Origin of the sequence: Rhodococcus sp. AB351, assembly GCF_049538275.1 — a bacterium.
In the GTDB taxonomy this organism is placed as follows: domain Bacteria; phylum Actinomycetota; class Actinomycetes; order Mycobacteriales; family Mycobacteriaceae; genus Rhodococcus.
In genome coordinates, this window is the sequence record NZ_JBMVFW010000005.1 from 268,412 (window position 1) to 291,866 (window position 23,455).

The 23,455-nt window shown below is 68.9% G+C and carries 23 protein-coding genes; 13 read left to right on the forward strand and 10 right to left on the reverse strand.

Translation table 11 applies throughout. The annotated features are described in order from the left end of the window. Positions 1–40: 40 nt before the first annotated feature. Together ACPCXD_RS13650 and ACPCXD_RS13655 are read right to left on the reverse strand one after the other, a co-directional pair. Positions 41–1,555, reverse strand: a complete 1,515-nt coding sequence (locus ACPCXD_RS13650) for a SulP family inorganic anion transporter (protein WP_060652032.1) — start codon at positions 1,553–1,555, stop codon at positions 41–43. A gap of 116 nt (positions 1,556–1,671) precedes the next feature. Continuing rightward, a complete protein-coding gene (locus tag ACPCXD_RS13655; protein WP_160873812.1) occupies positions 1,672–3,315 on the reverse strand; it encodes a Na+/H+ antiporter in 1,644 nt (547 codons plus the stop codon). A 150-nt stretch (positions 3,316–3,465) separates the two neighbouring features. Here ACPCXD_RS13655 and ACPCXD_RS13660 point away from each other — a divergent pair, with 150 nt between their 5' ends. Both ACPCXD_RS13660 and ACPCXD_RS13665 read left to right on the forward strand, forming a co-directional pair. Continuing rightward, positions 3,466–5,235: a glycoside hydrolase family 15 protein gene (locus tag ACPCXD_RS13660; RefSeq protein ID WP_423659945.1), complete on the forward strand. Its 1,770-nt coding sequence runs from the start codon at positions 3,466–3,468 to the stop codon at positions 5,233–5,235. 29 nt (positions 5,236–5,264) lie between these two features. Next, positions 5,265–6,221: a TIGR03885 family FMN-dependent LLM class oxidoreductase gene (locus ACPCXD_RS13665; protein WP_229567301.1), complete on the forward strand. Its 957-nt coding sequence runs from the start codon at positions 5,265–5,267 to the stop codon at positions 6,219–6,221. Positions 6,222–6,269: 48 nt separating this feature from the next. Here ACPCXD_RS13665 and ACPCXD_RS13670 read toward each other — a convergent pair whose 3' ends face one another. From ACPCXD_RS13670 to ACPCXD_RS13690, 5 genes are all read right to left on the reverse strand, one after another. Then, positions 6,270–6,554, reverse strand: coding sequence for an antitoxin (locus ACPCXD_RS13670; RefSeq protein WP_016694995.1), 285 nt, complete (start codon positions 6,552–6,554; stop codon positions 6,270–6,272). A gap of 63 nt (positions 6,555–6,617) precedes the next feature. Beyond that, positions 6,618–9,095, reverse strand: a complete 2,478-nt coding sequence (locus ACPCXD_RS13675) for an HAD-IC family P-type ATPase (RefSeq protein WP_229567298.1) — start codon at positions 9,093–9,095, stop codon at positions 6,618–6,620. 52 nt (positions 9,096–9,147) lie between these two features. After that, complete coding sequence (locus ACPCXD_RS13680) at positions 9,148–10,281, reverse strand: MBL fold metallo-hydrolase (RefSeq protein ID WP_160873809.1); 1,134 nt, start codon at positions 10,279–10,281, stop codon at positions 9,148–9,150. Next, a complete protein-coding gene (locus tag ACPCXD_RS13685; protein ID WP_160873808.1) occupies positions 10,278–11,009 on the reverse strand; it encodes an enoyl-CoA hydratase in 732 nt (243 codons plus the stop codon). The genes ACPCXD_RS13680 and ACPCXD_RS13685 overlap by 4 nt, the downstream gene beginning before the upstream one ends. Before the next feature lie 78 nt (positions 11,010–11,087). Then, the gene (locus ACPCXD_RS13690; protein WP_160873807.1) at positions 11,088–11,477 is read right to left on the reverse strand and encodes an SPW repeat domain-containing protein; all 390 of its coding nucleotides are present in this window, start codon (positions 11,475–11,477) and stop codon (positions 11,088–11,090) included. A 76-nt stretch (positions 11,478–11,553) separates the two neighbouring features. On the opposite strand from ACPCXD_RS13690, the gene ACPCXD_RS13695 reads away from it, so the two are divergent. Both ACPCXD_RS13695 and ACPCXD_RS13700 read left to right on the forward strand, forming a co-directional pair. Continuing rightward, entirely contained in the window at positions 11,554–12,156 is a 603-nt protein-coding gene (locus tag ACPCXD_RS13695) for a TetR/AcrR family transcriptional regulator (RefSeq protein ID WP_423659949.1), read from the forward strand. A gap of 14 nt (positions 12,157–12,170) precedes the next feature. Beyond that, on the forward strand, positions 12,171–12,758 hold the full coding sequence (locus ACPCXD_RS13700) for a hypothetical protein (protein ID WP_229567296.1): 588 nt from the start codon (positions 12,171–12,173) through the stop codon (positions 12,756–12,758). Here the strand turns inward: ACPCXD_RS13700 and ACPCXD_RS13705 are convergent, their stop codons facing one another. From ACPCXD_RS13705 to ACPCXD_RS13715, 3 genes are read right to left on the reverse strand one after another with little or no spacing between them, the layout of a single operon-like run. Beyond that, entirely contained in the window at positions 12,759–13,442 is a 684-nt protein-coding gene (locus ACPCXD_RS13705; protein WP_229567294.1) for a DUF2332 family protein, read from the reverse strand. Positions 13,443–13,448: 6 nt separating this feature from the next. Beyond that, positions 13,449–13,658, reverse strand: coding sequence for a type II toxin-antitoxin system antitoxin (locus ACPCXD_RS13710; protein ID WP_060652022.1), 210 nt, complete (start codon positions 13,656–13,658; stop codon positions 13,449–13,451). A 12-nt stretch (positions 13,659–13,670) separates the two neighbouring features. Beyond that, positions 13,671–14,561, reverse strand: coding sequence for an SPFH domain-containing protein (locus tag ACPCXD_RS13715; RefSeq protein WP_160873804.1), 891 nt, complete (start codon positions 14,559–14,561; stop codon positions 13,671–13,673). Between the two features lie 131 nt (positions 14,562–14,692). Between ACPCXD_RS13715 and ACPCXD_RS13720 the strand changes: the two genes are divergently transcribed. From ACPCXD_RS13720 to ACPCXD_RS13760, 9 genes are all read left to right on the forward strand, one after another. Continuing rightward, complete coding sequence (locus ACPCXD_RS13720; protein WP_160873920.1) at positions 14,693–15,823, forward strand: NAD(P)-binding domain-containing protein; 1,131 nt, start codon at positions 14,693–14,695, stop codon at positions 15,821–15,823. Then, positions 15,820–16,893, forward strand: coding sequence for a S1C family serine protease (locus ACPCXD_RS13725; RefSeq protein WP_145693450.1), 1,074 nt, complete (start codon positions 15,820–15,822; stop codon positions 16,891–16,893). The genes ACPCXD_RS13720 and ACPCXD_RS13725 overlap by 4 nt, the downstream gene beginning before the upstream one ends. A gap of 116 nt (positions 16,894–17,009) precedes the next feature. Continuing rightward, positions 17,010–18,353: an MFS transporter gene (locus ACPCXD_RS13730; RefSeq protein WP_229567292.1), complete on the forward strand. Its 1,344-nt coding sequence runs from the start codon at positions 17,010–17,012 to the stop codon at positions 18,351–18,353. A 68-nt stretch (positions 18,354–18,421) separates the two neighbouring features. Further along, positions 18,422–20,059: an ABC-F family ATP-binding cassette domain-containing protein gene (locus tag ACPCXD_RS13735; RefSeq protein WP_423659953.1), complete on the forward strand. Its 1,638-nt coding sequence runs from the start codon at positions 18,422–18,424 to the stop codon at positions 20,057–20,059. Beyond that, positions 20,060–20,437: an Hsp15 family ribosome-associated heat shock protein gene (gene hslR, locus ACPCXD_RS13740; protein ID WP_006551630.1), complete on the forward strand. Its 378-nt coding sequence runs from the start codon at positions 20,060–20,062 to the stop codon at positions 20,435–20,437. A gap of 69 nt (positions 20,438–20,506) precedes the next feature. Further along, a complete protein-coding gene (locus ACPCXD_RS13745; protein WP_145693452.1) occupies positions 20,507–20,779 on the forward strand; it encodes a helix-turn-helix transcriptional regulator in 273 nt (90 codons plus the stop codon). Between the two features lies 1 nt (position 20,780). After that, positions 20,781–21,317, forward strand: a complete 537-nt coding sequence (locus ACPCXD_RS13750) for a hypothetical protein (RefSeq protein ID WP_088897795.1) — start codon at positions 20,781–20,783, stop codon at positions 21,315–21,317. After that, a complete protein-coding gene (locus tag ACPCXD_RS13755) occupies positions 21,314–22,204 on the forward strand; it encodes an ABC transporter ATP-binding protein (protein ID WP_423659957.1) in 891 nt (296 codons plus the stop codon). Before ACPCXD_RS13750 ends, ACPCXD_RS13755 begins: the two co-directional genes overlap by 4 nt. After that, the gene (locus tag ACPCXD_RS13760; protein ID WP_088897797.1) at positions 22,201–23,394 is read left to right on the forward strand and encodes an ABC transporter permease; all 1,194 of its coding nucleotides are present in this window, start codon (positions 22,201–22,203) and stop codon (positions 23,392–23,394) included. The genes ACPCXD_RS13755 and ACPCXD_RS13760 overlap by 4 nt, the downstream gene beginning before the upstream one ends. Positions 23,395–23,455: the final 61 nt, after the last annotated feature.

The window sequence follows — 23,455 nt, forward strand, 5'->3', positions numbered from 1 at the left end:
TTGCGCCTCGACAACGGCGGCCTGCTCCCCGCCTGCGCGGTCAGTGCTCCCCACCGAGCCGACCGGACAACCGGCGGAGGCGGTCGAGGCTCGCACCGTCCAGTCCGACGATGGTGACCGTCTTGCCCTTGGCCGCGTACTTCTGCTGGATCGCATCGAAGGTGGCAACGGTGGACGCGTCCCAGATGTCGGCGTCGGTGAGGTCGACGACGACGTTCTCCGGGTCGCCGACGTAGTCGAACTGGAAGACGAGATCGTTGCTCGACGCCCAGAACAGCTCCCCCGTGACCCGGTAGGTGCACGTGTCGTCGCTCGTGAGGGTCCTCTCGACCGTGGTCATGTGCGCGACCCGGCGGGCGAACAGCACCATCGCGGTGAGCACTCCGAGCGACACCCCGATCGCGAGGTTGCCGGTGCTCACCGTGGCCACGACGGTGACGACCATGACGACGGTCTCACTGAGCGGCATCAACCGCAGCGTCCGCGGGTGCACGCTGTGCCAGTCGACCGTCGCGATCGACACCATGATCATCACGGCGACGAGGGCGGCCATCGGAACCAGACCGACGATGTCGCCGAGCGCGACCACGAGGATCAGCAGGAACACGCCGGCCGCCAGGGTGGACAGACGGGTCCGTGCCCCGGAGACCTTCACGTTCATCATGGTCTGGCCGACGACGGCGCAGCCGCCCATGCCGCCGAAGAATCCGGTGACGATGTTGGCGATGCCCTGACCCCAGCCCTCGCGGGTCTTGTCCGACCGGGTGTCGGTGATGTCGTCGACGAGCTTGGCCGTCATCAGCGATTCCATGAGCCCGACGAGGGCCATCGCGAGCGCGTACGGCGCGAGGATCCGGAGGGTCTCGAAGGTCAGCGGCACGTCCGGTAAGAAGAGCGAGGGCAGACTCTCGGGCAGTTCACCCTGGTCCGCGACATCCGGCACGTTCAGCGAGAAGGCCACCGTCACGACGGTGAGGAGCACGATCGTGACGAGCGGAGCCGGCACGGCCTCGGTGATCCTCGGGAGGAGCACCAGCACCAGCAGACCTGCCGCCACCAGCGGATAGACCATCCACGGCACGTCCACGAGATGCGGAATCTGGGCGACGAAGACGAGGATCGCGAGCGAGTTGACGAAGCCGACCATGACGCTGCGCGGCACGAAACGCATGAGCTTGGCGACGCCGAGGAAGCTGAGCAGCACCTGGAAGATGCCGCCGAGGATCACGGTCGCGATGAGATGGTCCACACCGTACTGCTCGGACACCGGAGCGATCACGAGCGCCACCGCCGCCGTCGCTGCCGAGATCATCGCAGGCCGTCCCCCGACGATCGCGATGGTGATCGCCATGGTCACCGAGGCGAACAGGCCCACCCGGGGATCGACACCCGCGATCACGGAGAACGCGATCGCCTCCGGAATCAGGGCGAGCGCCACGACCAGACCGGCCAGGAGTTCGGTCTTCAGCCGAGCAGGCGACCGGAGAGCGAAGCGGACGGAGACGTCGGCGCGGGGATCGTGCGGCACCTGTTCCGGGCCGTGCGGGGTGTTCACTTGCGGAAAGTCTACCGTTGCGCGCTGTCGTCCTGACCGTTGCGCGCTGCCGTCCTACCGTGTGCACTGCCGTCCTACTGTTGTGCACTGCCGTCCTACTGTTGTGCACTGCCGTCCTACTGTTGTGCACTGCCGTCCCGACGGCGGCGGATGCGTTCCTCGACGGCTGCCTCGTCGACATCGAGACTCTCCAGCACGTCGCGGAGAATCTCGTCGTCGAGTTCCCCACGATCACGTGCGTCGATGAGATCCTGTCGTCGCGCCCGCAGGGACGCTCGCCGGATGTCGTCGAACAGCGCGGCAAGTCGCGCGCCCGCGTCTGCAGCCGCGTCCTCGACGGTCTCTGCCTCCTGCCGCGACCGGAGCGACGTGCGTGCTTTGGCCAGCAGCCTGTCGTAAATCTCCGGATCCACACCGTCGGGCGGCTGTGCGGCGAGTTCGGTGAGCACACGGTCGCTGGACTCCGCCGAGATCCTGCGGGCCACCGCCATCTGTTCCTCGGTGCGCAGCCGCTCGTAGGGGTCGGTGACGTCGAGTCGGCGGATGAGCCACGGCATCGTCGCGCCCTGGATGAGGAGTGTGCCGATGGCGACGACCAGCGCGGAGATCTGGATCATCTCGCGGCCGGGGAAGGGAGCACCCGACGCGATCGCCACGGGCACCCCACCGGCCGCGGCGAGGGTGACGACGCCGCGCATGCCCGCCCACGACACCACGACGTGTTCCCGGAAGTTCAGCTGGTCGCGGCCGAGTCGTTCGGATCCGGCGCGTCGCACGAGCGCGCGCCGCCCCCAGTGCAGCAGACCCCACGCGGGTCGCACGATCATGACGACGAGCAGGATCATCACCGCACCGAGCAGCGCGAGGCGCAGATCGGCGCCGCTGTCGCGGACCTCGTCGAGGACGAACCGCAACTGCAGGCCCATGTAGGCGAAGACGAACGTCTCGAGCACCACGTCGACGCTCTTCCACACCGCGCGTTCCTGCAGTCGCGTGCTCACCGAGACCTCGGTGGCCCGGTGCCCGATGAACAGTCCGGCGGCGACGACGGCGAGCACTCCCGAGGCGTGGATCTCCTCGGCAGCGAGATAGGCCGCGAACGGCAACACCAGCCCGAGCACGGTCTCGAGCGGCGAGTCGTACATCCGGGCGCGGATCAGGTGGACGGCGTACGCGAGCACCAGACCCACGGCGATCCCACCCGCCACCTCGTAGAGGAAGAACAGGAACGGCGAGTCGGCGAGGATGTGCGTGCCGGTGACGGCCGAGATCGCCACGGTGAACAGGGTCAGGGCGGTGGCGTCGTTGACCAGACCTTCCCCGGTCAGCACCGCGATGACCCGTTTCGGTAGTCCGAGTCGCTGTCCCACGGCGACAGCACTGACCGCGTCCGTCGGTGCGACGACCGCGCCGAGAGCGAGCGCCGCACCGAAGGTCAGCGTCACCATCATCGCGGATGCGGTCCACGCCACGACGAACGCCGTGACGAGCACGGCGTAGATGCCGAGCCGCAGGATCGACGGCAGGTACTGCCGGAAGGTGGGAACCGAGAACCGCAGGGCCGACGAATACAGCAGCGGCGGCAGGACGACCCCGAGGATGACGTCCGGATCCAGTTCGAGCCGCGGCAGACCCGGCGCGAACGACACCAGTGCGCCGACGGTGACGAGCACGAGTGGGGCCTGCAGGTCGCGGCGCGACGCGACGGCGGTCACCGCGATCCCGGCGATGACGACCAGCAGGATCCACGCGCCGTTCATCGCGACGGCACCGTGCCACGCGTCCGGTTCACGGTGTGATGGTGACACAGCCGGCGGCCGACCGTCGCGAACGTGCAGGTCGTTTGTACGGACCCGGCACGGGTATGCAATCGATCGACCGCCGTGTACCCGGCCCAGCGAGGAGTGCGTGTGATCCCATCCCGCGACGACGACGGCTATGCGGACCTGCGCACCTATGCCGCACTGGGCGACGGCGACACCGTCGCCCTCGTCGCCGAGGACGGGTCGGTGGACTGGTATCCGGTACCGCACCTCGACTCGCATCCGGTCTTCGCACGACTGCTCGACGCATCGACGGGCGGTTCCGTCGAACTGCGTCCGGTCGACGAGTTCACCGTCGAACGCGCATACGTGCCGGGCACGAACGTTCTGAGCACCGTCTTCACCACCGCACAGGGGCGGGCACGGGTGACCGATTCGATCGACACGGGTGTCGCCGGGCGGTTGCCCTGGGGTGAGCTCGCCCGCCGCGTCGAGGGCCTGGACGGCGAGGTCGCGATGCGCTGGACGGTCGCCCCCGGCACCGGACTGGGCCGGTACCAGCCCTGGTGCGACCGGACCGAACACGGCCCCGTCCTGCGGGTGGGGACCGTGAGCATCGGGGTGCGCACGTCCGGCACGGGTGAACCGGTGGTCGAGCACCGCTCGATCGGTGGCCGCTTCACCACCTCGGCCGGATCCCGGCACCTCATCGCCGTGCTGTCGACGGAGAACGAACCCCTGCCGTTGCCCGACGCCGGCGCGATCGACGCCAACATCGACCGCACCGTCGACCGGTGGAAGCAATGGTCGTCGCTCCTGCACTACGACGGGCCGTGGGCCGACGCGGTGATCCGGAGCGCGCTCGCACTGAAACTGTTGCAGAACCGATCGGGCGCAATCGCCGCAGCGGCGACGACGTCGGTTCCGGAAAGCCCGGACGGCGAGAAGAACTGGGACTACCGTTTCGCCTGGGTGCGCGACGCCGCTTACACCCTGCACGCGCTGATCCGTCTCGGCGATCGCGAGGAGGTGCACGCCGCGATGAGCTGGTTGCTCCGCGTGGTGCGCGATCAGGGCGCCGATGCGGAGGTGTTCACCCGGCTCGACGGCGGAACGCCCGACGACGAACGGCGACTGGATGTTCCGGGTTGGCGCGGTATCGGCCCGGTGGTCGAGGGGAACAGGGCCGCAGGGCAATTGCAGCTCGGGATCTACGGCGACCTGTTCGAGATCGTGACCCTCTACAGCAGTGAGGGTTACGTGCTCGACATCGCGACCGCGCGTCTGCTCGCCCGCATCGCCGACCACACCTGCGATGTCTGGCAGCAGGCCGATCACGGCATCTGGGAACTGCTCGAACGCGAGCACTACACGAACTCGAAGATGAGCTGCTGGCACGCACTCGACCGCGCCGTCCACCTCGCCGAGGTCGGGCAGATCCCGGGGACGGCGGATCGCTGGCGCCGCGAACGCGATCTCATCCGCGACTGGATCGAGGAGAACTGCTGGTCGGACGAACTCGGTTGCTACACCGCTTATCCCGGCACCGATCGGCTCGACGCGTCCGTCCTGCTCGGAGCCGTCGGCGGATACGACCGGGGTCCGCGCATGCAGGCCACCTGCGACGCCCTGCGACGGGAACTCGGTCGCGGGCCGCTGCTCTACCGGTTCAGCGGCGCCGACAAGGAGGAAGGGACGTTCGTCGCCTGCGCGTTCTGGATGGTCGCGGCACTGGCCGAGACGGGACGGACCGACGAGGCCACCGAACTGATGGGCGAACTCGTGCCGCTCGCCAACGACGTGGGCCTGTACTCGGAGATGATCGCCGAGGACGGCACCTTCCTCGGCAATCTCCCCCAGGGTCTGAGCCATCTCGCGCTCATGACGGCTGCACTGACACTCATCGAGAAGTACTGATCGCCGATCGACCGAAGGAGCGGACAGGTATGACGCTGATAGGTTTTCACGCCTCACACGAACAGGCGTCCCCATCCCGCCTGCTCGAGGACGTCCGGCTCGCCGAAGCGGCCGGCTTCGGGGCGGCCATGTGCTCGGACCACATCGAACCGTGGTCGCACCGCCAGGGACACTCGGGGTTCGCGTGGTCGTGGCTCGGAGCGGCCCTGGCCACCACCGACCTACGTTTCGGTGTCGTCACCGCGACCGGCTTCCGCTACCACCCCGTCGTCACCGCCCAGGCCACCGCCACTCTGGCATCGATGTTCCCGCACCGCTTCTGGTTCGCACTCGGCAGCGGTGAGCACTGCAACGAACGCATGTCCGGAGTTGCCTGGCAGCCCAAGGAGGAACGGCAGCAACTGCTCGGCGAGAACCTCGACATCGTGCGACGCCTGCACGCAGGCGAAGTCGTCGACCACGACGGCGCGGTGAAGGTCGACCGCGGACAGGTCTGGGACCGGCCGGAGACTCCTCCCGAAATTCTGCTTCCCGCACTGACTCCCGAGACGGCCGGTCGTTTCGCCGACCGGGTCGACGGTCTCGTCACCGTGAACGCCCCGCTCGACGACCTGCGCCGGATCCTCGGCGCCTACCGCGACGGTGGCGGAGGCGGACGGACCGTGCTGCAGGTCCATCTGAGTTGGGCACCCACCCGGGAGCGTGCCCGCGAGATCGCGCGGGAACAGTGGGCGACGAACGCCCTACCGCCGGAACTGATGGCAGAACTGGCCACGCCCGAGGAATTCGAGTCCCACGCCGCCGAACTCGACGACGGCGACCTCGAGGGCGCGGTGATCGTGTCCGACGATCCCGCCGAACACGTCGACCGCCTGTGCGAATTCGCCGAACTCGGTTTCGACGAGATCTATCTGCACCATGTGGGGCCGGATCAGCGCCCGTTCATCGACACCTTCGGCGACACGGTGCTGCCGCACCTCCCGTGAACCGTGCTGCCGCACCTACCGTGAACCGTGCTGCCATACCTGCCGTGATCAGGGCTGACGCGGACCCGGTTGCGCTTCCGGTCCGGGACCGCCCTCGGGACCCGGCTCACCGCCCGGTCCGGGCTGCGCGCCCGGTGCGGGATTGTCGGTGGTACCCAGGTGCTGACGGGCGGCGTCCTGCGCTTTGTCGACGTGCTGGGCGTACTTCCCGCCGGTACGTCCGTCCACCTGGTCGCCGGCCTTCTCGATGAACTGGTCGGCCTTGTCGGGGTTCTTCGAGGCGTAGTCCTTGCCCTTGTTCACAAGGCCCTTCACCGAATCCATGAAACCCATCGTTCGGTCCTTCCCTCGTCGGATCGCCGTGAGGTTCGGGCGCACCCATCCGTGCGCTGCGGGTCAGTGTACGCCCGGCAGCAGATCGTCGGGGGCGGCGAACAGGCGACGGCGCTCCCCGTGCAGACGCCCCGACACCCACCACAGGGCCTCGACCAGGACGACTCCGATCAGCCCGCACGTCACCGCGATCGTCGTGTACCCGACGTTCGACGGATCGAGCGCGAAGAACTCCCGGGTGAACGGCACGGAGAACAGGATCACGTAGCCGAGCACCGAACCGGCGAGCAGCACGATCTTCCACCACTGGTACGGGCGGGCGACCACGGCGAGCACCCACAGCGCGATGATCAGCAGGGTGATCAGGGCCGAGGTCCCGGCCTGGATCTTCTGCTGCTCGGTCTGCTCCGGGCCGCCGTAGACGAGCACGTAACAGACGAAGGTCGCCACACCCACGACGACACCGGACGGAATCGCCAGTCGCATCACACGGGAGACGAAACCCGAGCGTGCCCGCTCGTTGTTCGGTGCCAGCGACAACAGGAAAGCGGGGATGCCGATGGTGAACCACGCCGCGATCGTCACGTGCCGGGGCAGGAACGGATAGGGCAACGGCTCGAAGTCGAACACCTGCGACAGCACACCCGACACGCCCACCAGGAAGGCGAGCAGCACCGAGTACACCGTCTTGGTGAGGAACAGGTTGGAGACGCGTTCGATGTTGCCGATGACCCGGCGACCCTCGGCCACCACGTAGGGCAGCGTCGCGAACTTGTTGTCGAGAAGGACGATCTGTGCGACCGCGCGGGTGGCGGGACTGCCCGACCCCATCGCGACTCCGATGTCGGCGTCCTTGAGGGCGAGCACGTCGTTGACGCCGTCGCCGGTCATCGCGACGGTGTGACCGCGCGACTGCAGCGCGCCGACCATCGCGCGCTTCTGATCGGGACGGACCCGGCCGAAGGTCGTCGAGCCTTCGACGACGTCGGCGAGTTCGTTGTCGCCTTCCGGCAGGGAGCGCGCGTCGATGGGAGACGCGCTGCCCGGCAGGCCGAGGGACGAGGCGACCGCACCGACGGCGATCGCGTTGTCGCCGGAGATGACCTTGACGTCGACCTGCTGGCCGGCGAAGTACTCGAGGGTCGGCTTCGCGTCCGGGCGCACCCGCTGTTCGAGGACGACGAGCGCGGCGGGCGTGACCGTGCCGGGTGCGAGTTCGTCGTCGACCGGGCGGTCGCTGCGCGCGAGGAGCAGCACCCGCAGGCCGCTCGAGCCGAGTTCCTCGGCGCGTCGCGCCGCCTCGGTGCCGGGGTCGAGCAGCACGTCGGGTGCGCCGAGCAGCCAGTTGCCGTGGGTGCCGTACGACTGGCCGCTCCACTTCTTCGCCGACGAGAACGGCGCGACCGCCGTGGGCTCACCCCAGCCGGGGGCGGTGGGGAACGCCTCGGCGATCGCGAGGACGCTGGCGTTCGGACGCGGGTCGTCGGCGGCGAGCGAAGCCAGGGCGGCGCGGGCCTCGTCGAGGTTGCTTCCGTCCAGGGCCTCGAGATCGGACAGGCGCATGCCGTTCTCGGTGAGCGTGCCGGTCTTGTCGGCACACACCACGTCGACGCGCGCGAGGCCTTCGATCGCCGGCAGCTCCTGCACGAGGCACTGGCGGCGTCCGAGGCGGACGACACCGACCGCGAACGCGATGGATGTCATGAGCACGAGGCCCTCGGGCACCATCGGCACGAGGGCGGCGACCATGCCGCTCAGTGCGGGGCCGAGCGACTCGCCGCTGGAGAAGAGCTGGTTGTAGATGATGAGCAGACCCGCGGGGATCATCAGGTAGGTGATGAAGCGCAGGATCTTGTTGATGCCCGCGTTCAGCTCCGACTTCACGAGCGTGAACTTGCTCGCCTCTTCCGCGAGTCGCGCCGCGTAGGCGTCGCGGCCGACCTTCGTCGCACGGTAGGAGCCGGATCCGGAGGCGACGAAGCTGCCCGACATCACCGTCGAACCGGGCACCTTGTGCACGGGATCCGACTCGCCTGTCAGCAGCGACTCGTCCAGTTCGAGACCCTGGGCCTCGACCACCTCGCCGTCGACGACCAGCTGGTCGCCGGGGCCGAGCTCGATGATGTCGTCGAGGACCACCTCGCGCGGAGCGATCGGTGCGGCGACGCCGTCCCGGCGCACGACGGGTTTCGTCTGGCTGACGATGGCCAGCTTGTCGAGGGTGCGCTTGGCACGCACCTCCTGGATGATGCCGATGCCGCTGTTCGCGATGATCAGCAGACCGAACATGCCGTCGATGATCGAGCCGGTGGCCAGCACGATCAGCAGCAGCACCCCGAGGATCGCGTTGATCCGGGTGAACACGTTGGCCCGGACGATGTCCTTGACCGATCGGGACGCGCGGTCGGGGACATCGTTGGCGAGGCCACGTGCCACACGCTCGGCGACCTGCTCGGTGGACAGCCCGGTGGCTGCGTGGTCGGGTGCGAGGACCGGAGCCTCGCCCGTTCCCACCACCGTCGTGGGCTCTTCTACTGCCATGACGAACCAGATTAGGGCACGAAAGCGAACAGCCGGTGTCGTGGCGGGTGGATCAGCTCGACGCGAGCCACCAGGGATCGAGTGCGACGGGCTTCGATGCATCGGACTTCGAGACGTCGATCCGCTGACCCGGCATCGGCACCGCCGTGATCACCTCCGACTCCCGCGCGGCGGGCAACAACCGGGTGATCGGCTCCGACCAGGCGTGGAAGGCCAGGTCGAAGGTTCCCCAGTGCACGGGGACCAGCAGACTGTCACGACGGTCGACGCCACCGAGGTCGAGATGCGTGCGGACCGCCTCCTCGGGGTTCATGTGCACGTCGGGCCATCGCCTGTCGTAGGCGCCGACGGGCAGCAACGTCAGGTCGAACGGGCCGTACGCCTCGCCGACGTCCGCGAAGCGCGGGGTGTACCCGCTGTCGCCGCCGAAGAACACCCGGCGTGTCGGGCCGGTGAACACCCACGACGCCCACAACGTGATGTTGCGCTGCAGGCCACGACCGGAGAAGTGCCGGGCCTCGGTGCACGTGATGCGCAGGCCGTCCACCTCGACGTGCTCGTCCCAGTCGAGTTCGACGATGCGTTCCTCGGCGATCCGCCAGCGGCGCAGGTGCGCGCCCACCCCGAGCGGCACGACGAACCGGACGGCCGGCTGCAGCACGGCGAGGGTCTCGACCGTGAACCGGTCGAGATGGTCGTAGTGGTCGTGCGAGATCACCACCGCGTCGAGGCGCGGCAGGGTCTGCAGTTCGACGGGCACCGGATGCAGACGCGCCGGGCCGACGGTCGGTGACGGCGACACACGCTCGCTCCACACCGGGTCGCACAGCACCCGGTAGCCGTCGACCTCCACGAGGGCGGTCGAGTGACCGAACCACGTCACGGCGAGTTCCGCCGCGTCGACCGGCGCGAGATAGGTCGACAACGGCACGTCGGCGCGAGGTCTGCCCCGCGATCCGCGGGTGATCAGGTCCTTCGCGAAACCGCCCGCTGCCTCGGGTCCGAGCACGGACGCCGGGTCGGTGTTGTGGAAACGACCGTCGCGGTAACGGGGCGACGCGGCGGCGTAGGGACGGATGTCGGAGACCGAGGCGCCGATGGAACCGGGCAGGCCGTTCACGGCGCGCGCCACCCACAGCGTGCCCGCCCCGGCGAGCACGGCCGAGACCGCGGACCGGACGTTCATCGTCCGCGGAAGATCGGGTCGCGGCGCTCGGAACGAGCGAGCCTGGCCTCCTGGGCGTCCTCACTGAGCCACGCTGCGGCGAGTGCGGCGGTCTGCTCGGGTGTGGCCTCGTCGCGGGTGCCGTCGTCGTTGAGGAACAGCTTCATCGCGTTCAGCGACAGCGGCGCGAGCTTCGCGATCTCGTGCGCCCAGGCCTGGGCGTCGGCTAGATCGCCGATGCGGTTGGCGAGCCCACGCGCGAGGGCCTCCTCGGCGTGCACGGGTTCGGCGGCGAGGAAGACCGTGCGTGCCGGACCGCCGCCGATGAGCGAGGCGAGACGGCGGACCGTCCAGCGGTCCACCGAAATACCCAGGCGCGCAGCAGGAACCGAGAAACGCGCGGTGGGCGCCACGACTCGCAGGTCCGACGCGAGCGTCAGCTGGGTGCCGGCACCGATGGCGGGGCCGTTGACGGCCGCGATCACCGGGATGGGGGCCTCGACGATGGTGCGCAACATCTCGGCGAGGCTGTCGGTGAACCCTTCGGCGTAGACGTCGCCGGACAGATCGGCACCGGCGCAGAAGCTCGAGCCCCGCCCGGTGATCACCATTGCGCGCGCGTCGTCGGCCACGGCCTTGTCCACGGCTTCGCGGATCTCCACGCACAACTGCGTGTTGAGCGCGTTCCTGCGTTCCTCGCGTTGCAGTTCCACGGTCACGACGTCGCCGTCGCGGCTGATCCCGATCATGTGTCGCCCCATCCCTTCGTCACCGAACACCCCGCATCATTCCACCTGCCCCGCGCGTGTGGGTGAGGCGCCGGACCGTCAGGCGCGGCCGGTCGGCGCGTAGCTCTCACGTTCCCACCGCTCGACCTCTTCGGTCACGTTGTCGGCCTCGTCCGAGAGATACGCGATGGCACCGAGAATCATGATCGACGCACCGGAGACCCACGCGATCCAGGCGGCGCCGTCGCCTGCGAACCGGCCGACCCACGGTGAGACGAGCATCGCCAGACCCACCACCGACAGAGCCCAGTGATCCTTCGTGGGATCGCGCGCGACCAACGACCACAGCGCGAAGATGCTCGCCAGAGCCCCCAGACCGAGGGTGGCGCCGCGCCCGGGCTCGGTGGTCTCGACCCAGAACGACGACGACACGGTGAGCAGACCGAGAAGCAACGCGATTCGTCCTGCCCAGGACGCGTGAACGGACATTCCGAAACCTCCTGACAGCGAAACGCTACATGTAGTGTAGCTACAGACACTGTATCGACGTTCCGATTCGAATGCCATGCTTCGATGGAGCGGCCGACCCGACACCCGACAGAAGAGGCCGAAGGCGATGGACGCCGCGACGACACCCTCACCCGAACAGCGGATCGCCGACACCGTGCTCCTGCTGCTGCGCACGAAAGGGCCGAAGGCCGTCACGATCGAAGCGGTCGCGAACGTCGCCGGCATGGCCCGGACGACGATCTACCGCAGGTACCGAGATCGCAGCGAGATGCTGAAGGCGGTGATGGAACCCCTCACCCGACCGGCACCCCCGGAACCGGAGGCCACGGCCGAAGAGCTCCTGCGGTGGGTGGTGGAGCAGTCCCGCCTCTCCGTCGACGAGGGCATCGGGCTCGGTGGGCTCGCGGCGCTCGTCACCGAACAGGAACCGTGGTTCACCGAGCTGATGCGATCTCTGTTGATGCGCCATCGGCAGATGCTCGCCGAGGCCATCCGACGCCACTGCGACGACGGAACCGTCTGCGCCGATCTCGATGTGGAGACCTTCCTGGACTGCGTGGTCGGAGCCTACTTCGCCGAGCAGGCGCGCCGCGGCGAGGTGGACGAGGACTGGCCCGCTCGCATCACGCGAACCCTGCTACCGACCTTCGCCGCCTGATGCCGGATCAGGTCGTGCGGGACACTCGCAGCGCAGTCGACGTCACCGCTCGCGTCCTCACGGAGGTCGGGGCGCCCTGGGTGATCAACATCGTCGGGTCGGTGGTCTTCGGCATCGGTGTCGGCGCCCCGGGCTGGGGCGTCTTCGTCGCGATGATCGCCGGGGTGATCCCGATGGGGCTCATCCTCACCGGGATGCGACGCGCCCGGATCGGCGACCATCACGTCACCCGGATCGACGAGCGGCACGCGCTGATCGTCGCCATCCTTGGCGTGGTGGTCGCCGGACTGGTGGTCCAGATCGTCGCCCGGGCTCCGATCGAGACGATCGCGTTCACCTCGGCCGGTGTCGCCGCCCTCGGTGTCGCCGGGATCATCACGAGCCTGGCGCACTGGAAGGTCAGCGTGCACACCGGCGTCGGAGCCGGTGTGAGTGCGGTTCTGGCACTGGCTCTCTCGCCGTGGTGGCTTCTGGGACTGGTGTTCACCGCCGCCGTCGGCTGGTCGCGTGTGCATCTCGGAGACCACACCCGCGGGCAGGTCGTCGTGGGGGCGGTCGCCGGTGCACTCGCCGCCGGACTCACCTACGCCCTGATCGCCTGATCAGTGAAACCAGTCGAGAATCCGGCCCCGCGACCAGCAGCGCGCCACCGCATCCACCCGATGCTCGGCGCCCTCGTACAGCGCGATGCCGACGATGCTGTGGCCGGAGGCCGGACGATCACCGAGCGTCGGGACCGACGGCGCGACACCCACACCCTCGGCCGACACCCATGCGACCGTTCGTCCCGTGGCCGCCTCGCGAAGGCGGTCGACGAACGACGGGCGCCGCGGAATCGCCAGACGCGACAGAGCCCAGGTGGTCGTCACGACCGGCAGGGCATCCTCGGGTACCGCCGCGATCGCCTCGTGCAGCAGCTCCACGACGTCACCGCAGAACCGGACGGGTGGGTCCTCGGCGAGCAGGGCGTCCTCGACGTCGGGGCGGTGGCGCGTCACAGCGACGCGCGCGACCACCGGAGGCATCGCACGGTCGGGAACCGACCCGCCGTGGACGATCGAACAGCTCTCCTGCACAAGAGAATCCGGGTCGCCCAGGAGCACCCCGTCGCTGTAGGTGATACCCACGCGGTCGACGCACAGGTTCAGCGCCGCGGGGCGTCCCACGTCGATCAGACCGATCGCGGTCGCGCCTACGCGATGGGCCGCCTCGACAATCGCGGGATAGAGCACCGCGTAGCGACCCGTCTCGTCGGTGGCGCCTCCCCGTCGTGCCGTGCCGGCCATCTCTGTTCACTCCTCGTCGTCGGCATCGGCTCGCGGACGGCCCGGTCCGCGTATGCGCCCCACCTCGCGCGGCATCCGCCCGGCCTCGGTGAGGGCCCGCCGGAGCAGGAACTCGATCTGGGCGTTGGTGCTGCGCAACTCGTCGGCAGCCCACCGCGCGAGCGCGTCGTGGACTGCCGGGTCGAGGCGCAGCAGCACCTTCTTACGTTCGGCCATGCCGCATGATCCCTACTGGTACAGCGATCCCGTGTTGAGGACGGGCTGAGCACTCTGGTCTCCACACAACACGACGAGGAGATTCGAGACCATCGCGGCCTTGCGTTCCTCGTCGAGTTCGACGGTGTGCTCGGCCTCGAGGCGGGCCAGGGCGGTGCCGACCATCGAGACGGCACCTTTGACGATCTGCTCGCGGGCGGCGATCACGGCGCCGGCCTGCTGACGTCGCAGCATCGCCTGGGCGATCTCGGGTGCGTAGGCGAGCTGGTTGATGCGGGTCTCGATGACGCGGATACCGGCGGACTGCACGCGGTCGTGGACCTCGGCCGAGAGCTTGGTGGTGATCTCGTCGGCGTTCTGACGCAGCGACATCACTTCCGGCGCAGCGTCGTACGGGTACGAACCGGCGATGTGGCGGACCGCGGCCTCGGTCTGGACGGCGACGAACTCCTCGAAGTCGTCGACGTCGAAGACGGCGCGCGCGGTGTCCTCGACCTGCCACACGATGACCGCCGAGATCTCGATGGGGTTGCCGTCGGCATCGTTGACCTTGGCTCTGCCCGTCTCGTGGTTGCGGATGCGGGTGGAGATCTTGCGGCGGGTGTTGAGCGGGTTCATCCAGCGCAGACCGGGTTCGCGCAGGGTGCCGGTGTACGAGCTGCCGAGGAGCTGGAGGACGCGGGCCTCGTTCGGTTCGACGAGGACGAGTCCGGCGAGTGCCACGAGGGCAAGCACGACGATGACGCCACCGGCGACGATCAGCGGGACGGTGACATCCACCGCTCCCCAGCCGATCAGACCGGCGCCGACGGCGATCACGACCAGGGCGGCGATCAGCACCGACCAGCCGTTGGACGAGCCGCCCGGCCGCTCGACGGTCACGGGCGATTGCACGACATCCATGTTCCTACCTCCCAGAGTCAAAGCGATATTAAAGTGATATCACATTTCTACGGCTGCGGACAGCGTTCCTTCCGCGCATCGGCCGCGATCGCGGCATGATGAAGGACAACGATCCGAGAGGGAGGCTCGCGATGCTCGCCGACGAGGCACTCGATGCGGCCGAGATACAGACCGCCGATGCGACGCCGGTCGACATCGTCGTGATCGGAGCCGGGCAGGCCGGTCTGTCGACCGCCTACTTCCTCACCCGCTTCGGAGTCGCACCCGAGACCGGATTCGTCGTCCTCGACCGCTCGTTCGGCCCCGGCGGCGCATGGCAGGACCGCTGGCCGTCATTGACACTGAGCACCGTCAACGGCGTCCACGACCTGCCCGGCCTCGCGTTCGCGGACGTCGTCGACACCTCCGCGGGTGAGGTTCCGGCGGCCTCTGCGGTACCGCAGTACTACGCCGCCTACGAGAAGGAGTTCGACCTTCCCGTCCACCGCCCCACCACCGTGCGGGTCGTGTGCGACCGCGGCGAGCGACTGCGCGTCGAGACCGAATCGGCCGTCTACGCGGCACGCGGCATCATCAACGCGACCGGCACCTGGGAGCGCCCCTTCGTCCCGTGGTATCCCGGCGCTGCACGCTTCACCGGACGCCAACTGCACACCAAGGACTATCGAACGGCCGAGGACTTCACCGGGCAGCACGTACTCGTCGTCGGTGGCGGCATCTCCGCGGTCCAACTCCTGGACGAGATCTCCCGCGTCACCGAGACCACCTGGGTGACGCGACGCGAACCTGCCTGGAGCGAGGAGCCTTTCACTGCCGAGCGCGGTCACGCTGCCGTCGCGCTCGTGGAGGATCGGGTACGACGCGGACTGCCACCCGGATCGGTCGTCTCCGTCACCGGGCTCCCGCTCACCCCGGCGCTGCGGGCAGCGCGCGAACGCGGCGTGCTGGAGCGGTCCCCGATGTTCTCCGAGATCACCGAGACCGGCGTGCGGTGGAGCGACGGCCGGACACTCGACGTCGATGTCATCCTGTGGTGCACCGGATTCCGGAGTTCCCTCGACCACCTGGCGCCGTTGTCGTTGCGCAATGCCGGTGGCGGCATCACGATGGACGGCCGGCTCGCGACCCGCGTCGCGAAGGATCCGCGCATCCATCTCGTCGGCTACGGCCCGTCGGCGTCCACGATCGGGGCGAACCGCGCCGGTCGCGCCGCGGCCCGGGAACTGCTCGACCATCTCACCGGCGAGGTGCCGCAGCAGTGAGCGGGCGGGGCGGATCGGTGCTGCTGGTCGCGCTCGCGACCACCGCCAGCCTCGTCGCATCGGCACCGGCCCTGGTCGACGTCATGCTCCCTCCCCCACCGCCGGCGCCGGTCGCTCCTCCCCCGACGCCGTTGACCGCCGACGAACTCACCGCGCGCACCCTGCCGGTCGTCGTGACGATCGACGCGAGCGCGGGATGGACGGGCATGACGGGCACCGGGATCGTGATCACCCCCGACGGCACGGTCGTCACGAACCATCATGTGGTGAGCGGAGCCACCGACATCAGCGCGGTCAGCGGTGCGGACGGCCTGATCTACGACGCGGAGGTCCTCGGCTACGACCGCGAACGCGATCTCGCCGTCCTGCGCCTCGGCACCGCGAGCGACCTCCCGGCCGCCACGATCGCCGAGGACCTGCCGCCGGTGGGGAGCCGGGTCACGGCCTTCGGCAACTCCCAGGGCGGTGGGGTCGTCGTGGCGACCCCCGGCACCATCGTCGAGTTCGACCGCAACGTGGTGGTGCGCGACGCCACGGACGGTTCACGTCACCGCCTCACCGGGATGATCCGCACCGATGCCCCGATCCGGCCGGGTGATTCCGGCGGGCCGCTCGTCGACGAGTACGGAACGGTCGTGGGGATCAACACCGCGGGCGCGGTGCAGCGGAACACCGACACCTCGCCCGACACGACCCCCGAGGCGTACGCCGTGCCCATCACCGAGGCGATCACCGTCGTCGAACAGGTGCGGACGGGAGTGAGCGAAGGGTCGGTGCACGTGGGCCCGACGCCCCGGCTGGGCGCGAGCGTCACCACCGCCCGCAAGGACGGGCAGGATCTCGGGGCCGAGGTGCTGTGGGTGTCCTACGACAGTCCCGCCTATCACGCCGGTCTCGACGCCGGCGACGTCGTGGTGTCCTTCGACGGGGAGCGCGTCTCGTCGACCGGGGAACTCGAGGAACGTCTGCTCCGTCACCGTCCCGGCGACGTCGTGTCGATCGAGTGGACCACCGAGAACGGTGAAAGGCGTTCCGCCGACATCGTTCTCGAATCCGGACCCGCACGCTGACGGCGACGCCCACGGAAAATCGGTTGATCGGTCACCCGAGGGGCGAAGACACTTGACCTCGAGTCGCCTCGAGGTCGCAAGATCTCATCGGACCGTCCGACGACCGGGGGAACGCGATGAGCAACCACACCGCATCACCGACGCACCGGCGTCCGCGCCTGGCGCGCGGACCCGTGCGGCCGTTCGCTCATCCGCAGTACCGCCTGCTGATCCTGGCGCTCGCCGCGGGACTGCTGTCCGTGGGCACCTGGCTCATCGCGGTGGTGTGGCAGGTCGTCGAGATGGGTGGCGGTCCGGCCGAACTGTCCTCGGTCGCAGTGGGGCCTGCCGTGGGCATGCTCCTCGTCGCACTTCTCGGGGGTGTGCTCGCCGATCGGATCCCGCAGCGCACCCTGCTCCTCGCGACGTACATCGTCCGGGCGGTGCTGGTCGCGGTGACGGCTGCGCTCGCCGTGAACGGATCGATCGCCTTCTGGCATCTCACCGTCGTGGGTTTCGCACTCGGGCTCGCCAACGGTGTCCAGTTCCCGGCCTATTCGGCACTGTTGCCGTCCATCGTCCCGCCGCAGGACCTGCTCGCCGCCAACGGTGTCGAGGGTGTGCTCCGGCCGACGCTCGTGCAGGCGGCTGGTCCGGCGGCGGCGAGCGCCGTCGTGGCGGCCTCGTCCCCCGCCGTCGCCATGTGCACCGTCGCGCTCCTCGAGGTGGTCGGGGCATTGTGCATCCTCGCGATGCACCCGACCGTGGTCCGCTGCGACGACACGCGGACCGGAGGGTCGAGCAGATTCCGTTCCGTGCTCGACGATCTCGCGGAGGGTGTGCGGTTCACCGTGCGCACGCGGTGGTTGCTCGGAACGCTCCTGTTCGGGTCCGTCGCGGTCTTCTGCGTGCTGGGACCGATCGAGGTGCTGATCCCGTTCGCGATCCGCGAGGCGACCGGGGGCGGGCCGTTGCAGCACGCGATGGTGATGGCCGGTTTCGGTGTCGGTGGGGCAGTCGGGTCGATGCTCGTGGCGTCGCTGCGGCTGCCGAGGCGCTATCTCACCGTCCCGCTTCTGATGTGGGGGCTGGGCTGCGTCCCCCTCGCCGTCATCGGGGTCTCCGGGTCGGTACCGATCATGATCGCCGCGGTGTTCGTCGTCGGCGCGCTGTTCAACGCCGGATCCGTCGTGTGGGGAACGCTGCTGCAACGGCGGGTGCCCGCGCACCTGCTCGGTCGGGTCTCGAGTCTCGACTTCTTCGTCTCGATCGTGTTCATGCCGCTGTCCATGGCCGTGGCCGGGCCGCTGGCCCTCACGGTCGGGCTCGCGCCGACCTTCGCGATCGCCGGGTTGGTGCCGGCCGTCGCCGCGGTGATCGTGATCGTCGCGGCCCGGACGCGGCGCGACGAGATCGACAATCCACTCGACGCCGTCCCGGTGGGCGACGATGGGATCGTGCCCGCGGAGTGCGGCGGCTGAGGGGCCGCTCGTGGCCGGTACCGACCCGCGCCGGACCTCGGATTCGTCGCACCCGGGATACTCGGAGCGTGAGCGCAACACTTCGTATCAACGGCCTGTCGGCCTCCCGCGGGGAACGTGTCCTGTTCGACGGACTCGATCTCACCGTCGCACCGGGCGACGTGATCGGCCTCGTGGGCGCCAACGGCGCCGGGAAATCGACGCTGCTCACGACCCTCGCGGGGGTGGGCGACGCCGATGTCACCGGCTCGGTGATCCTCAGCCCGCCCGACGCCACGATCGGCTATCTCGCGCAGGAACCCGAGCGGGTGCCGGGCGAGACGATCCTCGGCTTCCTCTCCCGGCGCACCGGTGTCGCCGAGGCCGAACGCGTCATGAACGACGCCGCCGAGCGACTCGGCGACTCCGACGAGGACGAGTACACCCCGGCGCTCGAACGGTGGCTGGCGCTCGGCGGGGCCGACCTCGCCGAGCGCGCCGAGAAGGTGATCGACGACCTCGGCCTGGAAGCGGGCCTCGACGCTCCGATGACGGCGCTCTCCGGTGGCCAGGCCGCCCGCGCCGGGCTGGCGGCACTGCTGCTGTCGCGCTACGACGTGCTCCTGCTCGACGAACCGACGAACGACCTGGATCTGGCCGGCCTCGAACGACTCGAACGCTTCGTGGACGAGACACGCACGGCATTGGTGGTCGTCAGCCACGACCGCGAATTCCTCGCGCGCACGGTGACGGGCATCGTCGAACTCGATCCCGTGCAGCAGCAGATCTCGGTCTACGAGGGTGGGTACGAGGCGTATCTCGTCGAGCGCGAGGTGGCGCGCCGACACGCGCGTGAGCAGTACGAGGAGTTCGCCGACACCAAAGCGCAGCTCGAGGAACGCGCCCGGATGCAACGCAACTGGCTCGAACACGGCGTCCGCAACGCGCGCCGCAAGTCCAAGGACAACGACAAGATCGGACGCAAGCATCGCGCGGAGGCCACCGAGAAGCAGGCGGCGAAGGCGCGTCAAACGCAGCGGCGCATCGAGCGGCTCGACGTCGTCGAGGAGCCGCGCAAGGAATGGGAACTGCGCATGTCCATCGCCGCCGCCCCGCGCAGCGGCACGGTGGTCGTAACCCTCGACGAGGTCGTCGTCCGGCGGGGCGACTTCGTCCTCGGGCCGATCACCACGCAGGTCGAGTGGGGCGACCGCATCGTCGTCACCGGCCCGAACGGCGCCGGGAAGTCTACGCTGCTTCGGTTGCTGCTCGGCACGATCGAACCGGATACCGGTCGCGCGTCGCTGGGGTCGGGTGTTCTCGTCGGCGAGATCGATCAGGCCCGCAGCCTGTTCGAGGGGGACGAACCGCTGGTCGAGGCGTTCGGACGCAACGTGCCCGACTGGCCGGACGCCGACGTGCGGACCCTGCTGGCGAAGTTCGCCCTCAAAGGGCACCACGTCCTGCGGACGGCGTCGTCGCTGTCGCCGGGCGAACGCACCCGCGCGGGACTCGCACTGCTGCAGGCACGCGGCGTCAATCTGCTGGTGCTCGACGAACCCACCAACCACCTGGATCTGCCGGCGATCGAGCAACTCGAGCAGGCCGTCGACAGTTTCGAGGGAACCCTACTGCTGATCACGCACGATCGCCGCATGCTGGAGACCACACGGACGACACGTCGATGGATGCTCGACGACGGGAAGCTGAGCGAGGAGTTGATGTAGATGGGTGGAAGCGTGCGCGTGGACAGCTGGACGTGGTCGGTCCGGCTGTTCAAGACCCGGTCCGCCGCGGCGAGCGCGTGCCGCGCCGGGCACGTCCGCGTCGACGGTGTGACGGCCAAGCCGTCGACGCCGGTGACGATCGGAGCCGAGGTCCGCGTACGCGCGCACGGAACGGAGAAGATCGTCGAAGTCACCCAGCTCGTGAACAAGCGCGTGGGTGCACCGATCGCCGCGACCGCCTACATCGATCACAGTCCCCCGCCTCCACCGAAGGAGATCCTCGCGGCGCTCCCCCGCCGCGACCGCGGGGCGGGCCGTCCGACGAAGAAGGAACGCCGCGAACTCGACCGTCTCCGCGGTTTCGCCGACGACGACTGACAACACTACGACATATCGATCCATCCTCTCCCATTGACAAAGCGTTGGGTTTTCACAACACTTTGTTCCATGAGTCCGGTACGTCGTGGGGAAGCTCTCCCCATCTACAACCGCATCCGCGTCCTGCGCGCGGAACGCGGACTGAGCCGCGCGCAACTGGCCGAACTCGTCGAGGTGAACCCGCAGACCGTCGGCGCCCTGGAACGAGGCGACCACTACCCGAGCCTCGATCTGGCCTTCCGTATCTGCGATGTCTTCGGACTGCCGGTCGAAGCCGTCTTCTCCCGTACCGAGTTCACGCCGTTGTCGACCGAGCTGTACAAGCCTCGAAAGGAGGCCTGACGTGTCCACCGCCTCACTGATCGACCGTTACGAGCACTACCGCACCCGCCGGTTCCTCGAGAACGAGAAGCTCACCTCCGGGTGGCTGCCGAACTGGCGCACGCAACATCGCCGTCGCATCCTCGCCGGCACAGTGGTCGCACTCATCGGCGCTATGTTCGTCACCGCCGTCGCGTCGTACTTCACGATCATGGTCTCCCTGGTGTGGCTGCCGGTCGTTCTCGCGTTCCTTCCCGCGTGGACCTGCCTGCAGATCGTGTCGGGGAGACAGTCCGACGCGCCCCGCCACGCCCTCGACGAACGCGAGATCACCGAACGCAACAGCGCTCGTTCGATCGGATTGTCGGTGGCACAGGCGCTTCTGCTGGTCCCCATCTTCGTCCTGCTCTTCGGCGCCTCGATCGACTCCCTCGACCACCAGGCCCTCGCGTACTCGATGGGTGGGTTCGCACTCGCCTCGATCCTGTTCAGCGGTTGCCTGCCCGCCGTTCTGCTCGCCTGGACCCGCCCCGACGACGATCCGGAGGACCTGCTGTGACACTGACGATCGACAATCTCTCGAAGCGCTACGGCGACACGGTCGCTCTCGACGGCGTGAGTTTCGAAGTCCGCCCCGGCGAATTGTTCGGTTTCGTCGGCAGCAACGGCGCCGGCAAGACCACCACTATGCGGATCACCCTCGGCGTCCTGGCCGCCGACTCCGGCGAGGTCCGCATCGACGGGAAGCCGGTCGACCTCGAGATGCGCCGCAACATCGGGTACATGCCCGAGGAACGCGGCCTGTATCCGAAGATGAAGGTCGGCAAGCAACTGTCCTATCTCGCTCGGCTGCACGGCCTTTCGAAGTCGGAGGCGTCGGAGGCGGTGCAGCGGTGGACCGAGCGGCTCGGCATCGCCGAACGTCTCGGCGACACCGTCGACGCCCTGTCGCTCGGCAACCAGCAGCGCGTACAGCTCGCCGCGGCCCTCGTGCACGACCCGACGGTCCTCGTCCTCGACGAGCCGTTCTCCGGCCTCGACCCGGTGGCGGTCGACGTCATGAGCGACGTCCTGCTCGAGAAGGCGAAAGAAGGTGTGCCGGTGGTGTTCTCGAGCCACCAGCTCGACCTGGTCCAGCGCCTGTGCGACCGCGTGGGCATCATCGGCGCCGGCCGGATGCGCGCCGTGGGCACCGTCGACGACCTGCGGTCCAAGGGCGACGCGCTCCTCGTCGTCCACGCGCCGCAGGCACCCCGAGGCTGGGCGCACGGTCTGCCGGGCGTCACGCACGCCGAGTACGGGGACGAGCGCACCGTGCTCACCATCACCCCCGGCGCCGACGACCAGCTGATCCTCAAGGCGGCCCTGGCCACCGGCCCGGTCCACGAGTTCTCGCTCCGACGCCCATCCCTGACCGAGCTGTTCCGAGAGGTGGTTTCCGCATGAGCGCCCCGTTGAGCAACGCCCGCGCGGTCGGTCTCGTCGCGTCTCGCGAGTTCGTCACGCAGGTCCGGAAGAAGAGCTTCCTGATCAGCAACGCGATCATCCTCGTCGCGATCGTCGTCGGCATCGTCGCCACCTCGGTCCTGTCCGGCGGCGACGACGACCGGCCCACCGTCGGAGTGGTGGGCGCACCCGCGCTGCAGACGACGATCGAATCGCTCGGCGAGACCGTCGGCACTCCGCTCGAGGTCTCCGGCGTTCCCGACGCCGCCACCGCCCGCGAGCAGGTGTCCTCCGGTGATCTCGACGTCGCGCTCGTCCCCGGCGACGGAGCGTCCGTCACGGCGATCACCGAATCGGAACTCGACACCGACGTCCGCGCGGTCGTCGAGGCCGCTGTCGTGCAGCAGGCCCAGGTCGCCGCGCTGACCGACCGTGGCGTCGATCCCGCCGCGGTCGCGGCCGACGTGTCCGCGGCGACCGTGACCGTCGAGGCCCTCGACCCGCCGGATCCCGAACAGGGACAACGCATCATCCTCTCGATCATCGCCGTGGTCCTGCTGTACATGCAGATCCTGATGTTCGGCATGTACGTCGCGATGGGTGTCGTCGAGGAGAAGTCCTCGCGGGTCGTCGAACTGCTGCTGTCCACGCTGCGTCCGCTGCAGTTGTTGTGGGGCAAGATCGTCGGCATCGGCGCGGTCGGGCTCCTGCAGCTCACCGCCTACGGTGTGGTCGGTGTCGGCACGGCGCTCGCCACCGACACCCTCACGATCACCGGTACCGCCCTCGGCGTGCTCGCCGGCACCCTCGGCTGGTTCGTGCTCGGCTTCGCGTTCTTCGCCGTCCTCTACGCGGCGGCGGGGTCGATGGTGTCGCGGCAGGAGGACGTCAACTCCACCTCGGGTCCGCTGGTGATGCTGATCCTCGCGATGTTCTTCGCGGCGTTCTCGTCGGTCGACGATCCCGAGGCGGGATGGAGCACCACGCTGAGCTGGATCCCGCCGTTCTCGGCGATCCTCATGCCGCTGCGCATCGCGGCAGGGGTGGCCACGCCGGTGCAGATCGTCGGCACCATCGCGCTGATGGTCGCTGCCATCGCGGTGCTCAGCGTGATCGCCGCGCGCATCTACCAGCGGTCGATCCTGCGCATCGGCCGGACGGTCACGTGGAAGGAAGCGCTCGGCCGATAGCCGATCCCGCAACGAGGGGGAGGATATGTGCGGTGTGTCGCAAGAACACGCACATGTCCTC